Source organism: Proteus sp. G2669, from assembly GCF_009915245.1.
GTDB lineage: Bacteria > Pseudomonadota > Gammaproteobacteria > Enterobacterales > Enterobacteriaceae > Proteus.
Window position 1 is genome coordinate 440852 of sequence record NZ_JAABLX010000050.1, and the last position, 17873, is coordinate 458724.

Here is a 17873-nt window from a genome sequence, read left to right on the forward strand (position 1 = left end):
CGTGAATACTAGACTAGTTATTTAAAGGAATATTATCTAATCCTTGAAATTTAAAAGGCTCTGCTGGTTTAAAATGGCTTGTTGCATTAGCTGAATAAATGATTGATTGCTCTTCACCTAATGATAGCACCATGACTTTCCCGCTTTCCTTTGAAAAATCAATTTCCTTTAAATTAACCCAAAAGGTATTTGGTGATAATGCTGATTCGAAAAAATATAATTGATTCTTATGATCAGCCACCGTTCTCCAGCGTGTAGATGAGATTTCAGGCGATTCAACGGTACTTAATCCATAAGGAACAGAAACATTTCTGATCACACCAAAAACACTAGCAAGCGATTTTTTACTCGATTGAGCCTTAGGAATAGCATTCACATAAAAAGAAGCTCTGGCAAAACGATCAGATGCACGATTTGTTCCTGGTAACATCACGGTTCCGCCAATTTGTTGCCAATAACTATTTAATGCTAACTGCTCTGAAAAAATAGGCGAGTTCGTCATCACTTGATACTCTTTGCTGTGATGAATTACTTGTTTGCCGTTGATATATTCAATAATGGCACTATCACCTGTAGCATCCGAAAGAGAAAGATGTAACGTTGCCATCCTATCCTGTCCTGGCACTTTATCCGTTAAAACAATAAAAGGTTCACTTTCTAATGCTGTCACGGCTTCTTCTACGGTAGCAAAATTATCTAGCACATACTGAGCCCATGCTGAAATCGAAATAGCTGGTTTTTCTTTGGTATAAGCTGGGTAATCTGATTCTGCCAACCATAATAAATTAGCAACCAATCCCTTTTCATTCATACCATCTGTTGTTGAAATATCATAACCGGATGCAACAACACTTCCATATTTAGATGTCCATTTAATTGAATTATCACCCGCCTCTCCTGAACGTTGCATACCTTGTGGAAATATCCATAAATTGGTTCCAATATCGTATTTCCAATCCATTGAACGAGCTGTAATAACTTGATTATTATCACCTAAATAGACAAGCCGAGTACACGCATCAACCTCTGACACTCCTGCTGTAAAAAAAGCAGAAATAAGCAGAGTACCCAAAAAAGTATGACGTAGTTTTTTCATTATTGACTCTTTCCCGTTAAATGAATGGATGAGATGGCGAAAATTTTTCTTTTTTTATCCTTACATAAAATAGATTAGCTAATAAATAGACTTTTATTAACTGTATGAAAAAATAAGAACTATTGCCTAAGTATAAAACAACTCACCTTAATTGCGCATAAAAAAACCGATACACTAAGGTATCGGTTTATAAATTATCTAGGTGATAAGAGGCTTTATTGCCCTACAGAAAGCATTTAATTACGCTTTTTTTACACCTTCAACTGAGATAATTAGTTCAGCTTCTTGTGATTTTGGCCCTAAATCTGATTTAATATTAAACTCTTTTAGGTTTACTTTACCTGTTGCTTCAAAACCAGCACGGTAACCTTTCCAAGGATCAGTCCCTTCGCCAATTAATTTTGCATTTAATGATACTGGCTTAGTCACACCATTTAATGTTAAATCACCAACCACTACATAGTTCTCACCTTCACGAGTAACGTTGGTTGATACAAATCGTGCTTCAGGATATTTGCTCACATTAAAGAAATCAGCACTGCGTAAATGTTTATCACGTTCAGCATGATTTGTGTCTAAGCTTCCAGTTTTGATCACAACATCAACTTTATCTTTTGATGGATCTTCTTTGTCATAACTAAAAGTACCATCAAAATCTTTAAATGTGCCATATAACCAGCTATAGCCTAAATGTTGGATACGAAACTGTACAAATGCGTGCTGACCTTGTTTATCAATAGCATAATCAGCTGCTAAAGCAGTGCTCGCATTAAATAACAACGCACCTGCGGTTAAACCCAATAAAGCTTTCTTAAACATGGCTATCTCCATAATTTTGTTTTATAAATTTAATTATTTAGTTCGCATTCCTAGCATGCGTTTTAACGTTACATCTTTATCAATAAAATGATGCTTTAAGGCACCAGCCATATGTAATAGTGATAACAAAACAACTGACCATGCTAAATAAAGATGAATATCACCTGCTAAATCTGCTTGTTCGGCTTCCCCTGTAAAAATAGCGGGCACAGAGAACCATTCAAATACAGATATCGCTTGACCATCAGCAGTGGAAATTAAATAACCGCTAATGAGAATGGAAAATAAAATTAAATATAAGAGCATGTGCGCGATATGGGCACTAATACGAGTAAATTTACTGTAGCTTGCTAATGCTTTAGGTGGTGGCGATATCCAACGCCATATCACACGTACTATCAGAATAATAAATAAAAGAATACCGATACTTTTATGTATTTCAGGTGCCGAATGATACCAACTATCATAATAACCTAGCGTCACCATCCATAATCCTAAAGCAAACATACCGTAAACAGTAAGTGCTGACCCCCAATGCAAAAGGAGTGACAAGTGCCCGTAGCGAGAAGTGTTATTTCGCCATTGCATAATAAAAACCCAATAGTTTCTAATTCATTAAAATAATGTTATCTAGTTTAGTGTATTGGGAATAAAATGTTAGTCCATAATTCAACAAATAATTTGCTTATCTTTATCAATAATAATCAATAAGTAATAAGCTCTTATTAGTCACTTAGTTGATTATCTAATCAATAGTATTGTTGAAATCATCGCTTATGGGCAAAATAGAATAAACACATTGCTGATTTATAACACTCAATAACAGAAGAAAATATAGAGAAAAACAATGCCTAAAAATAAGATTTATACAACTATTGTTCAACCTTCATAACAATTGTATATTTACTTATCCTAAATTAGAACTAATTAAACAAAATACAATGATAATTAAAGGTACAGTAAAAAAAACAGATAACCAACGCATTTCACGTACAACACCAAAAATAATTCCCACAATACATACAAAAAAAATAACAGGCATCATTTCTGAGTAGTGATCATGAAAATAGTGCATTAATAAATTAATCCACGAATGATCGTTTTGCATATAAAAATTTCAACCAATATAAGTATATTTAAATTAAGATAGTGATAAATTACTATCATTAACAAATAAAACAAGTGTTGTATTATGAATATCAATCATTGCGCACAAAGATATTAAAACACTTCAATCTTCAATTTACAACAACATCAATAATAAAAAATATCATTCTAAGTTAAATTAACAATAATATGAAATGAAATAGGTTAAATAAAACAAAATCGAATAAATAGAAGCGATATTGTTATTACCCCAACCTTAACAAAATGAAATAATAATTTCATTTAATTTCAAATAAAGAAAATTAATTTCGATAAGTGATAATAAAACTAATAAAGAATAAATAAAATAGAGTTTTAAACATCAAATAATTACCTTTAGTTTATTCATTTACTTTGAATTAACTCTATATTTCATTTTAATTGCTATTAGCTAAAAACATTCAATTTCGACTCAAAAAACACTACAATTACAGCAGTATTTTTATTGAGGGCACTATGTCTACTGCAACAAATCTGAATGAACTACAGGAACAAGTTCGCTCCCGCTATAATGGATTAAGTAAAAGGCTACAGCAGGTTGCACATTATCTACTTGATAATAAAAACAGTGTGGCATTTGATACAATTGCAATCCTTGCAGATAAAGCAAATGTTCCTCCATCGACATTAATTCGTTTTGCCAATGCGTTTCATTTCAATGGTTTTAATGAAATGAAACAATTATTTCAACATCACTTGATGAATGAAATGGTAAATGAAAATGAAAATTTAACTTATAAACAGAAATATAAAGAGGAACCACCTAATCTGAATGAGCCTGCCTACATTTTGCAAGAATTTGCACAAGCAAATAGCCATTCATTGCAACAATTGGCAAATCAGACTCACAGAGAAATGTTAAATAAAACATTACAATTACTCGAATATGCTGAAACAATTTATATTTGTGGATTTCATCACTCATTCAGTGCTGCGAGTTATTTTTTTCATGCGCTCTCGCACATTCCTTGTGAAACTGTCTTTGTAAACAGCTTAGGAGGAATGTACAAAGAGCAATTGAGAAATATTACGCATCGGGATGTGCTTTTTGGCATTCATTTCCATCCATACTCAGATGAAATGCAAAAAATGTGTGAGATGGCAACATATAAAGAAGCTAAACAAATTATTGTTACAGACAGTCCCATTAGCCCATTGGCGAGTTTGAGTGACGTTTGTTTAACGGTAAAAGAAGCTCAAATAAAAACCTTTCGCTCTCAAACATCAACAATGTGTTTGCTACAAGCGATTTCTGTTGCTTTTGCCTTTAGGAAAAAACATTAGTTAACATTTATCCAAAACTGCATTTTAATAAAAATGCAGTTTTTTATTTAATAACTTATCAAATATAATTTTATTTAAAAATAATTAATAATACATTAAAAAATATATAATTTTATTTAAAACTATTTTTAAGAGTAATTCCAGAATGTTTTATTTGTGATGAAAAAAACAATCATTTAGCATTGATTTACGCCAAAAATTCCTTTCAAAGGGTTAAATTAAATGTTATTTAAAAAGTTATTTTTATTCTTTATATTATTTCCTTCATTTTCTTATTCAAATGTAGACTCAACAAAAGGAAAAGAAGAAATACCTATTATCGTTAACATCCCTGGTGTTTCATTAGGTGATAATAGTAATGCTTCAGGTAATGGTTCAATTGCCATAGGTGTCAATAGCCAAGCTAAAAATACACACTCTGTTGCTATTGGTCATAATGCATTAGCCACAGAAGAAAATACGGTTTCATTTGGTAATACTGAAAAGAACCATACATCTCGATTAGTTAATATTAGTGATGGTAAAAATAATACAGATGCCGTCAATCTTATCCAGACTAAAAAAATGGTAGATAAAAACAGAATAACAACAAATAACGCCATCAATCAGCTAAAAAGAAGTATCAGTACAGATATTAATGATCTCAAAACTCATGTTAATACGTTTGATCAATATTACAGGAAAAGACAAGCTGAAATCACAGACTCGGTTGCAAATTTAGATAAAAAAATCATCGCATTAGAAAAGAAAGTATTTGCAGGTATTGCCTCATCTGTTGCAATGACGAATATTCCTTATCTTAGCCATCACACCTTAAGTGGGGGAATTGGTATTAGTAATTATCGAACTGGTACGGCTTTTGCCGGAGGCATACAATATAAACCTAATAACGACATTGCATTTAGATTAAATTCGTCAATAAACAGTGAACAAGAAATCATTATCGGGGGTGGTTTAGCCTATGGTTTCTAATTACGTCTATTTTCTATAAATAAAGAATAAAAATCATGTTATTAATTAAGCAGTAATAAATATATTCTATTGCTGCTTTTATTACATTTCTTTCAAAAAGAGATTTTTTAGATAGTCAAAATTAAATAACCGCTCTTAAATTAATAAATTTATCTTTAGCATTATTAATATGTTTTTGTATTATAAAATATTTTTTATATACTAAGATTATAATTTAGCATAAAAAGGAATAAGAAAATGGATTATATATTTCGAAAAATGACATCTAAAGATATCAGTTCAGTGGCAACATTATTACAGTCAAATTCAGAATCTCAACAAGGCGGATTATATGGTGAATATCCCCAAAACAAAGTTGAGGCAATGTATCAAAGTAGTACAAATACTATTGTTGCACTTAATCAAGAAAATATCGTTGCGGTTGTTTTCAGCTTCCCTGTCACATCATTCTCAATTCCGCCTATTGCTCAAGAAATTAATCGACGCTTTCCAGAGATAACACAAAATAATTGGTTTTATGGTCCAGTCTGTATTGATAAATCACATCGAGGAAAATCACTATTAAGCGATCTTTACCAACATATTTGCGCTTTATATGGTGGACATCCTATTGCATTTGTTAATGGTGATAATATTCGATCTCTAAAAGCTCACCAAAAGTTAGGCATGAAGATAGTTAAAAGCATTGAGTTTAAAGGAACATCTTGGTGGGTCATAAAGGGACAATGAAAACAAACGAAAGAAAAAGACTTACACTTTCTGTTATCCAACTTTCTAGCTAAAAAATGAAACTTTAAGGTATTTTTGCAACCATCATCACAAAACAACAGATATCATTTAAAATCAATTAATTATATTGTTTTGTAAAAAGTTAATCTATTCTTAACAATATTCCAACTCCTATTTTAGCTGTCAAATTACTTACAATTTGACACCATTCTGTGATCTCCCTTTCAATTCTTGATCTTTCGTTAACTTACTTTTTGATCTTATGTAAAAGTATAAATAAGATAAAAGACACCAATTCGAAAGTAAACGTAAAATAGGAGGAAGCAATGACTGTTTCCCGCAGAACTTTTATAAAAGGGCTTGCAGCCAGCGGAGCAGCAATGACTGTTTCTACCCCTGTTATTGCTAATTCAGGAAGCACTGCCTCTAACACGCGATCTCGTCCGGAAAACGCCCCTAATCTATTAATTGTTTTTCCTGATGAAATGCGGGCACACGCATTACAGTTTATGGGAGAAGATCCCTCAATTACACCAAATCTGAATAAATTTGCGAAGCAAGCCAAAGTAATGACACAAATGGCTTCAAATTACCCTCTTTGCTCTCCTTTCCGCGGCATGTTTATGACTGGGCAATACCCTGTTCGCAATGGCATTACAGGAAATGCACATGATTATGGTGGCAAAGTAGGTATTGATTTATCTCCTTATGCAAAATGCTGGTCTGATGTTTTAAAATCACTCGATTACAGCACTGGCTATATTGGAAAATGGCATCTTGATGCACCTTACGAACCATTTATTGAAAGTTACAATAATCCAATGGAAGGTCGTTATTGGAATGAATGGGCAGCTCCTGATAGACGTCATGGTTTTGACTTTTGGTATTCTTATGGTACCTACGATTTACATTTAAAACCTATGTATTGGGCAAACGATACACCTCGTGATAAACCAATTTACATTGATCAATGGGGGCCTGAACATGAAGCTGACATGGCAATCAAGTTCCTCAAAAATGAAAACAATCAATTTAGGGATAATTCAAAACCATTTGCATTAGTGGTTTCAATGAATCCACCGCATTCGCCTTATGACCAAGTACCGAAGAAATATCTCGATGCTTATCAAGGTAAAACGTCTAAAGAGCTCAACACTCGCCCGAACGTACAATGGGAAAGTGAATACCAAGAAGGCTATGGACCTCAATATTTCAAAGAATACATGGCAATGGTCAACGGTGTTGATGAGCAATTTGGTCGCATCGTCGATGAATTAGAAAAACAAGGCCTTGCAGATAATACTCTCGTTGTTTTCTTCTCTGATCATGGTAGTTGCTTAGGGTCAAATGGGCAGGCAACAAAAAATAACCCTTATGAAGAATCCATGCGTGTTCCTATGATGTTTCGTTTACCGGGTAAAATCAAACCAGGATCTGATGACGCACTAATGTCAGCGCCTGATATTTACCCAACTATCTTAGGGCTACTTGGCTTATCCGAATGGATACCTGATTCTGTCGAAGGCAGTGATCTTTCAGACCGAGTGGTCACAGGCAAAGGCGACACAGCAAACTCGCAGCTTTATCTTTTTATTCCTTATGGAGAACCTTCATTTGGTAAACGAGGTGTCAGAACCAAAACTCATACACTGGTTATCGATAGACAAGATGGTCATCCATTGAAATATACCTTATATGACAATGTGAATGATCCCTATCAAATGAAAAATATTGCCAAAGACAATATGCCTTTAATTGAGAAATTAATTAAAGAAGAATTAACCCCTTGGTTGGAAAAAACAGGAGATTCTTGGCGCGCCTCTGAATTTATTACGGCAACAACCAATAAATTAAATAAAACAATATCGACATGTAAAGAAAAATAATAAAAATATCTGCGCCATTATTTTATGGCGCTATATATAAACCCAATTCGCTTATATAAAAATCCTTTTAATAGAATAAAAGGAAAGACGTCCTACACCTAAAAATTGACATTAATAAAAGCGAATAAAGAATTGGATATATACCATGAACAAACTTCGTATTGCTCTTTTCTTACCTCTTCTTGGCTTAGGTTTAACTTCTTTTCATTCTCAGGCAGCTAATGTCAACGCCATGTTTTCTTGGGAAACAGCAGATTACGACACACCCAATAACTATGCTGGTTATCGTGTTGATTTTAATATTAATCCAGAAAAATCTAACTGGTATTTCGATGTTGGCTTTCGCCAACGTGAACATGATAATAAAAACCGCTACCAACGTTATGATTTACAAGGTAGTTATCGTTTTAAATTAAACAATGGTTGGATCCAACCTGGTTTAAAAATCCGCCAAGATCTCACTAATTATGATAACGGCAGTCGTTTAACTATTGATTTTTATGAATCAAAAACCAATTACCAATTTCCAATTAATAAAGATTGGGTTTTAACAGGTAGTGTTTTATTTGGCTTACAAAAGAAAGAAGACAAACGTAGCAATGGTGTCACAAATACGGATTATTTAGGCTGGGAAATTGAACCTGGTCTACGTTATTTTGTTACCCCTAATATTAATACTACTGTTGCTTATTTTGATGGTGGTAAGCAAGCAATACGACATGAAGAATACGACACAAAAGAAACAAACCATAATCAACAATTACGTATGTATGTGAACTGGACAACACCAATAGGATTAATAGTTTCTCCATCAATGCGTAAATCTATTTTTGGAAAAATAGAAGATAGAACAAATAAAGGCGTTTATATCGAAAAAGATATGACACGTTATACCCTACAAATGGCTTATCAAATATCACCTCAATGGCGTGTCATGACGGAATATTATAATGAACGAGTTGAAAATAAAAATGATGGTAGTAAATCGACTCAGGATTATTTCAAAGTTTCATTCCGAGCAACATTCTAATAATTAAAATCATATAATTGTTCATGGAGTTATATTGTGAAAAATAAAAAATTGTTATTTTTGAGCGCTGCTATTTTATCAGCTATTTATGGTTCAGCATGGGCGACAGAATGTGATCCTACTTTAAATATCTGTGAAACGGTTAATGTTAATGACGGTAATACGGCTCAAATAAATAAAGATGTTACGGTTTCTCAAGGTGATGGTGTTGTATTTAATGGCTCATCAACAGAATATAAAGCTCAAGCAATCACAAAAAACATTACTGTTACTGGTGATGGCGCAAGTGGCCTTAAGATAAATCAAGGTGCTTCTTTTAGCAGTAATATCAACCTAAATGGCGCTAATGTGACTAGTGAAAATGGCACAGCCATATTGGTTGAAGGCGATTTTCCTAAACGAGGTACTGGCGTTTATGTAAGAGACGGTGCCATTATTCGTGGAAAAACCGCAGCCATTGATTTTAGAACACTAAAAACAGGTTTTAGAAGTGATGTAAATGGTGAGATCCACGGCGATATATTAGGAAATGGTCACGCAGATACTAAAATAAACTTTGCATATCAAGGTGGGGCTCAAAACGCCTTATTTGATGGATATCAAATCACGGGTGTTCCATTAATTGAAAACCATGGCAATTTAACTATCCAAGGAAAAGATAAAACGATTCATTGGGAAGGTAATTTCATGAATAAGGAAAATAGCCAGTTAATTTTCCGTCTCGATGATAATACCAATACTGATGAAACCATTCTTCATGTTGACGGTGATGTCACTTTTAAAAAAGGCAGCCAAGCCAAATTAGATTTTAAAGGCACCAGTGTCGATAACATTATAAATAAAGATATTATTTTGATTTCTTCCAATTCAGCGATTAAAGATGAAGCTGGAATTACGGTTACTGACGCCAATGCCATTGCACCAGATGTATCTCCTTTATTAGAAAAAACAGATTCATGGTTAGAAACTACACCGCCTAATATTAGTGGTGGTGTTAGCGGCAATCAATTAGTTGCACGTTATGGCATTAGCTATGAAGGTGGTAATAACTTTATTAGTGCTGCTGAACGTGGTGGCGTCAATGAAAATGGATTAACAGCAGCTAATTTTATTATTCCAACTGTTTTAAATGAATTTAATAATACCCGTAGTCAAATTTCAGATGAGGCTTTGAGTTTATTAGTTGCAGCTGGAAATGACGATAATAATATTGCTGCATTATCAAATGATTTAGCCCCTATTGCTGATGGCAGTGATATTCAAGCGGGATTAATCATGGTTGAAGATATGCGCAATAATATCGCACATCGCTATTTACGCTATGATAACCAATTGCCAATTGAAGAAAGAGAAGCTGGCTGGAATAGTTGGGCCAATTTACTGTATGGTTATGGCACACAAAGCAATCAGGGTGGAATTAACGGTTACAACACTTATCGTACTGGTATTCAAATCGGTACTGATTATGAAATTAATCAAGATGCTCTTATTGGTGTTTCTTTTGCTTATAACTACGCAAAGGCTGACGCCAAACAACGTAACGCAAGTAAAGAAATTAACCATTTTGAATTTATGCCTTACACCGGTTGGTATAGTGACACATTATTCCTAAACGGTAATTTAAATATTGGTTATTACACTGTCGATAGCGAACGAGATATTGGTGATAATACTGGATGGGAAGGAAATACCAAAGCAAAAGGTGATTATTCTGGTGTGCAATTAGGTTATCAAATTAACGCTGGAACCTATTTTGATTTTGATTTCATCTATATTAAACCGATGCTGACTTACCAATATCAATGGCTCAATATTGATTCTTGGGAAGAAACAGGCTCCGCCTTATCTATGCGTACTTATGGCCAACGATATGCTGTTAATCAATTAGGTGGCTCTGTTGCTTTATGGAATAGCTATCAAACTGCTTATGGAAAATTAACCCCATCCCTTAATCTTCGTTATTTCAAAGATATCGCAGGTGACAATAATATTAATCAACGCCACAGTCTGACTTATTTTAATACTGGAGGAGATACCTTTGATATTAAAGGAAATACTGTTGGTGGTGACATTATTAGTGCGGAATTAGGTGCCAATCTCGATATCACTCAATCATTAAATTTAGGCACAACGATGGGCTATCAGCGTTATGACAAATTTAATGAAGGACGCATTGGTTTCACTTTTAGCCAGCGTTTCTAAGGAGAAAAAATAATGCCGATATTTCGTTTTACTGCACTTGCAATGACATTGGGGCTATTATCAGCCCCTTATAACGCAATGGCAGCCACCAGCAATCCTGCATTTGATCCTAAAAATCTGATGCAGTCAGAAATCTATCATTTTGCACAAAATAACCCATTAGCAGACTTCTCATCAGATAAGAATTCAACACTGACGTTATCTGATAAACGTAGCATTATGGGAAACCAATCCCTTTTGTGGAAATGGAAAGGTGGCAGTAGTTTTACTTTACATAAAACGTTGATTGTCCCAACAGATAAAGAAGCATCTAAAGCATGGGGGCGTGCATCTACACCCGTTTTTTCATTTTGGCTTTATAACGAAAAACCCATTGATGGTTATCTCACTATCGATTTTGGGGAAAAACTCAATTCAATCAGTGAGGCTCAAGCTGGATTTAAAGTAAAACTAAATTTCACTGGTTGGCGTGCAGTGGGTGTCTCTTTAAATAACGATCTTGAAAATCGTGAGATGACCTTAAATGCAATGAATACCTCCTCTGATGGTACTCAAGACAGCATTGGGCGCTCTTTAGGCGCTAATGTCGATAGCATTCGCTTTAAAGCCCCCTCGAATGTTGGACAAGGTGAAATCTATATCGATCGTATTATGTTTTCTATCGATGATGCTCGCTACCAATGGTCTGATTATCAAGTAAAAACGCGTTTATCGGAACCTGAAATTCAGTTTCATAACGTACAACCTCAGTTACCGGTGACACCTGAAAATCTAGCTGCAATTGACCTTATTCGCCAACGTTTGATAAATGAGTTTGTTGGCGGCGAAAAAGAGACAAATCTCGCACTAGAAGAAAATATTGGTAAGTTAAAAAGTGATTTTGATGCTCTTAATATTCACGCTTTAGAGAATGGCACAATACAAGGGCGACACCTGATCACAGACAAACAAACTATTATTTACCAACCTGAAAATCTCAACCCTCAAGATAAACAACTATTTGATAATTATGTCATTTTAGGTAATTACACAACATTGATGTTTAATATTAGTCGGGCTTATGTGCTGGAAAAAGATCCCTCACAAAAAGCTCAACTAAAGCAGATGTACTTATTAATGACAAAACACTTATTAGATCAAGGCTTTGTTAAAGGAAGTGCATTAGTCACAACCCATCACTGGGGGTATAGTTCTCGTTGGTGGTATATTTCCACATTACTAATGTCTGATGCTCTAAAAGAGGCAAACTTACAAACTCAAGTTTATGATTCATTGTTGTGGTATTCACGAGAGTTTAAAAGTAGTTTTGATATGAAAGTGGGTGCAGATAGCTCCGACTTAGACTATTTCAATACCCTATCTCGTCAACACTTAGCCTTATTACTACTAGAGCTTGATGATCAAAAACGTATCAACTTAGTTAATACCTTCAGCCATTACATCACTGGCGCATTAACTCAAGTACCGCCGGGTGGTAAAGATGGTTTACGCCCTGACGGTACTGCGTGGCGACATGAAGGCAACTATCCAGGCTACTCTTTCCCTGCCTTTAAAAATGCCTCTCAACTTATTTATTTACTACGTGGTACCCCATTTTCAGTAGGTGAAAGTGGTTGGAATAACCTAAAAAAAGCGATGGTTTCAGCGTGGATCTACAGTAATCCAGAAGTTGGATTACCTCTTGCTGGAAGGCACCCTTTTAACTCACCTTCGTTAAAATCAGTCGCTCAAGGTTACTACTGGCTTGCCATGTCTGCAAAACCGTCTCCAGATAAAACACTCGCGTCTATTTATCTTGCAATAAGTGATAAAACACAAAATGAATCGAAGGCTATTTTTGGAGAAACTATTGCACCAGCAGCGTTGCCTCAAGGTTTCTATGCCTTTAATGGCGGGGCTTTTGGTATTCATCGTTGGCAAGATAAAATGGTGACACTGAAAGCTTATAATACCAATGTTTGGTCATCTGAAATTTATAATAAAGATAACCGTTATGGTCGTTATCAAAGTCATGGTGTCGCTCAAATAGTGAGTAATGGTTCGCAGCTTTCACAGGGCTATCAGCAAGAAGGTTGGGATTGGAATAGGATGCCAGGAGCAACCACTATTCATCTTTCTCTTAAAGAGTTAGATAGCCCTAAACCTCATACATTAATGCAACGTGGCGAGCGTGGATTTAGCGGAACATCTGCCCTTGATGGTAAATATGGAATGATGGCATTCGATCTTATTTATCCTACTAACCTTGAACGTTTTGATCCTAATTTCACTGCGAAAAAGAGTGTATTAGCCGTTGATAATCACTTAATTTTTATTGGTAGCAATATAAATAGTAGTGATAAAAATAAAAATGTTGAAACGACTTTATTTCAACATGCCATAACACCAACATTAAATACCCTTTGGGTTAATGGACAAAAAGTTGAGACCTTTCCTTATCAAGCAACACTTAAACAAGGTGATTGGTTAATTGATAGCAACGGTAATGGCTATTTAATTACGCAAGCTGAAAAAGTAAATATTAGCCGTCAACACCAGACTTCGGCTGAAAATAAAAATCGCCAACCAACAGAAGGAAACTTTAGCTCGGCATGGATTGATCACAGTGTTCAACCTAAAGATTCCAACTATGAGTATATGGTCTTTTTAGATGCTACTCCTGAAAGAATGGGAGAAATAGCACAAAAATTTCGTGAAAATAATGGGTTATATCAGGTTCTTCGTAAGGATAAAGACGTTCATATTATTCTCGATAAACTCAGTAATGTAACGGGATATGCCTTTTATCAGTCTACTTCAATTGAAGATAAATGGATCAAAAAAGTTGATAAACCCGCGATTGTGATGACTCATCGACAAAAAGATACTCTTATTGTCAGTGCTGTTACACCTGATTTAAATATGACTCGCCAAAAAGCAGCAACGCCTGTCACCATCAATGTCACGATTAATGGTAAATGGCAATCTGCTGATAAAAATAGCAACGTAAAATATAGCGTTTCAGGTGATAACACTGAACTGACTTTTACCAGCTACTTTGGTATTCCACAAGAAATCAAACTCTCACCACTCCCTTGATTTAATTAAAAGGAACGCTCTTGCGTTCCTTTTTTATTTGCAGGAAATCTGATTATGCTAATAAAAAAACCTTTAGCCCACGCGGTTACATTAAGCCTCTGTTTATCATTACCCGCACAAGCATTACCCTCTCTATCTCATGAAACTTTCGGCGATATTTATCTTTTTGAAAATGAACTACCTAATACCCTTATTACTTCAAATAATAATCAATTATCGCTAAGCAAACAGCATGCTAAAGACGGTGAAAAATCACTACAATGGCAATATCAACCACAAGCAACATTAACGCTAAATAATATTGTTAATTACCAAGATGATAAAAATACAGCAACTCCACTCACTTTTATGATGTGGATTTATAATGAAAAACCTCAATCTTCCCCATTAACGTTCGCATTTAAACAAAATAATAAAATTGCACTAAGTTTTAATACTGAACTTAATTTTACGGGATGGCGAGGTATTGCTGTTCCTTTTCGTGATATGAAAGGCTCTGCAACAGGTCAATTTGAACAATTGGTGATCACTGCCCCAAACCAAGCCGGAACACTCTTTTTTGATCAAATAATGATGAGCGTACCGTTAGACAATCGTTGGGCTGTTCCTGACTATCAAACACCTTACGTAAATAACGCAGTAAACACGATGGTTAGTAAAAACTGGAGTGCGTTATTGATGTACGATCAAATGTTTCAAGCTCATTACCCCACTTTAAACTTCGATACTGAATTTCGCGATGATCAAATAGAAATGACTTCGATTTATCAGCGTTTTGAGCATTATCAGGGAATTGATAGTGATAAAAAAATCACCTCTGACATGCTCAATAAAAATTTAGCACTTTGGGAAAAATTAGAATTAACGCAACACGCTGATGGATCAATCACAGGAAGAGCACTTGATCACCCTAACCGACAGAATTTTATGAAAGTCGAAGGTGTATTTAGTGAGGAGACTAAAAAAGCATTACTTGATACCAATATGCTAAGAGATGTAGGTAAAACGCTTCTTCAAACTGCTATTTATTTGCGTAGTAATTCATTATCAACGACTGATAGGCAAAAATTAGAAGATCGTTATTTATTAGGCACTCGTTACGTTCTCGAACAAGGTTTTACACGTGGTAGTGGTTATCAAATTATTACTCATGTTGGTTATCAAACCAGAGAACTTTTTGACGCATGGTTTATTGGCCGTCATATTCTCGCAAAAAATAACCTTCTAGCGCCCACTCAACAGGCCATGATGTGGTACAACGCTACAGGACGAATTTTTGAAAAAGATAATGAAATCGTTGATGCAAATGTCGATATTCTCAATACTCAATTGCAATGGATGATAAAAAGTTTATTGATGCTACCTGATTATCAGCAACGTCAACAAGCCTTAGCACAACTGCAAAATTGGTTAAGTAAAACGATACTAAGCTCAAAAGGTGTTGCTGGCGGTTTCAAATCTGACGGTTCTATTTTTCATCATTCACAACATTACCCTGCTTATGCGAAAGACGCATTTGGTGGTTTAGCGCCCAGTATTTATGCGTTAAGTGATTCACCTTTTCGCTTAACTACTTCAGCACATGAACGTTTAAAAGATGTTTTGTTAAAAATGCGGATCTACACCAAAGAGGCACAAATTCCTGTGGTATTAAGTGGTCGTCACCCAACTGGATTGCATAAAATAGGGATCGCTCCATTTAAATGGATGGCATTAGCAGGAACACCAGATGGTAAACAAAAGTTAGATACCACATTATCCGCCGCTTATGCAAAATTAGACAACAAAACGCATTTTGAAGATATTAAAGCTGAAAGTGAACCGGTTGGTGCATGGGCAATGAATTATGCATCAATGGCAATACAACGAAGAGCATCGACTCAATCACCGCAACAAAGCTGGCTCGCCATAGCGCGTGGTTTTAGCCGTTATCTTGTTGGTAATGAAAGCTATGAAAATAACAACCGTTATGGTCGTTATTTACAATATGGACAATTAGAAATTATTCCAGCTGATTTAACTCAATCAGGGTTTAGTCATGCTGGATGGGATTGGAATAGATATCCAGGTACAACAACTATTCATCTTCCCTATAACGAACTTGAAGCAAAACTTAGTCAATTACCTGCTGCCGGTATTGAAGAAATGTTGCTTTCAACAGAAAGTTACTCTGGTGCAAATACACTTAATAATAACAGTATGTTTGCCATGAAATTACATGGTCACAGTAAATATCAACAACAAAGCTTAAGAGCTAATAAATCCTATTTCTTATTTGATAATAGAGTTATCGCTTTAGGCTCTGGTATTGAAAATAACGATAAACAACATACAACCGAAACAACGCTATTCCAGTTTGCCGTTCCTAAATTACAGTCAGTGATAATTAATGGTAAAAAGGTGAATCAATTAGATACTCAATTAACCTTAAATAATGCAGATACTTTAATTGATCCTGCTGGAAACTTATATAAGCTCACAAAAGGACAAACTGTAAAATTTAGTTATCAAAAACAACATTCGCTTGATGACAGAAATTCAGAACCAACAGAACAATTATTTGCAACAGCCGTTATTTCTCATGGTAACGCGCCTAGTAATGCAACTTATGAGTATGCGATAGCGATTGAATCTCAAGATAATAAATCCCCCGAATACACAGTATTACAACATAATAATCAACTTCATGCGGTAAAAGATAAATTAACCCAAGAGGAGGGATATGCTTTTTTTGAAGCCACCCAGTTAGATTCAGCGAATGCAACATTATTATCCAGTGATGCACCGGTTATGGTCATGGCTAAAACACAAAATCAGCAATTAACATTAAGTATTGTTAACCCTGATTTAAATTTATATCAAGGTATAGAAAAAGATCAAATTGATCATAAAGGTGATCAAATTGAGGTCAGTGTTTATTCTCGAGATTGGCTTACAGCAGAATCTCAACCAATAAACAGCACTATTACCGTAAAAGGAATATGGAAATTAGCAACACCTCAAGCCGGTGTTATTATTAAGCATCACAATAACAACACTCTTATTTCGACAACAACAATACAGGCAGCACCTATTGTTATTAATCTAGTTAAGTATAATTCATAAAATTTAAACTAAAGAGTCTCGATATGAAACATCGAGACTCTTTTATTATTAAAAGATATTAACGAATTAATTAGTTATTTAAAATAACCAGAAGAAATCGATAACTTTATTATTAATAATAAATGTGTTGTCTCATTTAAATAATTTGTTATTCTCTGCGCGAGTGCTTGGATCAATCTGGTTCAAGCATATCGCAAGCACCAGAAAGAGAAAAGCCCCGGATAATATATTCATATTAACCGAGGCGGACTCAAAAACAGACAATTTGATTCTGCCTCCATTTTTAACGGAGTGCAAGAGGAAATGAAAAAATATTCTTTAATCGGACTAGTGATCGTGACGATGATATTACCAACTCACGTATTATTAGAGCGTAAATATCTTATTTACTCATACCAAACAATGGATATTTAATTATTTAAAATAGCAAAAACAAATCGATAAATTTATTATTAATAATAAATGTGTTGTCTCATTTAAATAATTTGTTATTCTCTGCGCGGGTGCTTGGATCAATCTGGTTCAA

General features: G+C 34.7%; 12 protein-coding genes. 8 read left to right on the forward strand and 4 right to left on the reverse strand.

Features of this window, described 5'->3' with window-relative positions:
* Positions 1-13: 13 nt before the first annotated feature.
* The 4 genes from GWI68_RS15935 to GWI68_RS15950 form a co-directional block, all read right to left on the reverse strand.
* Positions 14-1099: a linear amide C-N hydrolase gene (locus GWI68_RS15935; protein ID WP_109407500.1), complete on the reverse strand. Its 1086-nt coding sequence runs from the start codon at positions 1097-1099 to the stop codon at positions 14-16.
* A gap of 237 nt (positions 1100-1336) precedes the next feature.
* Positions 1337-1915, reverse strand: coding sequence for a YceI family protein (locus tag GWI68_RS15940; RefSeq protein WP_109407501.1), 579 nt, complete (start codon positions 1913-1915; stop codon positions 1337-1339).
* Between the two features lie 33 nt (positions 1916-1948).
* The gene (locus GWI68_RS15945; protein WP_109407502.1) at positions 1949-2503 is read right to left on the reverse strand and encodes a cytochrome b; all 555 of its coding nucleotides are present in this window, start codon (positions 2501-2503) and stop codon (positions 1949-1951) included.
* 319 nt (positions 2504-2822) lie between these two features.
* Entirely contained in the window at positions 2823-3023 is a 201-nt protein-coding gene (locus GWI68_RS15950) for a hypothetical protein (RefSeq protein WP_109407503.1), read from the reverse strand.
* Between the two features lie 494 nt (positions 3024-3517).
* Between GWI68_RS15950 and GWI68_RS15955 the strand changes: the two genes are divergently transcribed.
* The 8 genes from GWI68_RS15955 to GWI68_RS15990 all read left to right on the forward strand — a co-directional run bounded on the left by GWI68_RS15955 (position 3518) and on the right by GWI68_RS15990 (position 17347).
* Positions 3518-4345: a MurR/RpiR family transcriptional regulator gene (locus GWI68_RS15955; RefSeq protein ID WP_109407504.1), complete on the forward strand. Its 828-nt coding sequence runs from the start codon at positions 3518-3520 to the stop codon at positions 4343-4345.
* A 222-nt stretch (positions 4346-4567) separates the two neighbouring features.
* On the forward strand, positions 4568-5317 hold the full coding sequence (locus tag GWI68_RS15960; protein ID WP_166540910.1) for a hemagglutinin: 750 nt from the start codon (positions 4568-4570) through the stop codon (positions 5315-5317).
* Between the two features lie 237 nt (positions 5318-5554).
* Positions 5555-6046, forward strand: a complete 492-nt coding sequence (locus GWI68_RS15965; protein WP_166540911.1) for an N-acetyltransferase — start codon at positions 5555-5557, stop codon at positions 6044-6046.
* A gap of 326 nt (positions 6047-6372) precedes the next feature.
* A complete protein-coding gene (locus tag GWI68_RS15970; protein WP_109407507.1) occupies positions 6373-7932 on the forward strand; it encodes a sulfatase-like hydrolase/transferase in 1560 nt (519 codons plus the stop codon).
* Between the two features lie 145 nt (positions 7933-8077).
* On the forward strand, positions 8078-8962 hold the full coding sequence (locus GWI68_RS15975; protein ID WP_072069308.1) for an OmpG porin family protein: 885 nt from the start codon (positions 8078-8080) through the stop codon (positions 8960-8962).
* Positions 8963-8998: 36 nt separating this feature from the next.
* Positions 8999-11164: an autotransporter outer membrane beta-barrel domain-containing protein gene (locus tag GWI68_RS15980; protein ID WP_166540912.1), complete on the forward strand. Its 2166-nt coding sequence runs from the start codon at positions 8999-9001 to the stop codon at positions 11162-11164.
* A 12-nt stretch (positions 11165-11176) separates the two neighbouring features.
* A complete protein-coding gene (locus GWI68_RS15985; protein ID WP_166540913.1) occupies positions 11177-14242 on the forward strand; it encodes a chondroitinase family polysaccharide lyase in 3066 nt (1021 codons plus the stop codon).
* 54 nt (positions 14243-14296) lie between these two features.
* Complete coding sequence (locus GWI68_RS15990; RefSeq protein WP_166540914.1) at positions 14297-17347, forward strand: chondroitinase family polysaccharide lyase; 3051 nt, start codon at positions 14297-14299, stop codon at positions 17345-17347.
* Positions 17348-17873: the final 526 nt, after the last annotated feature.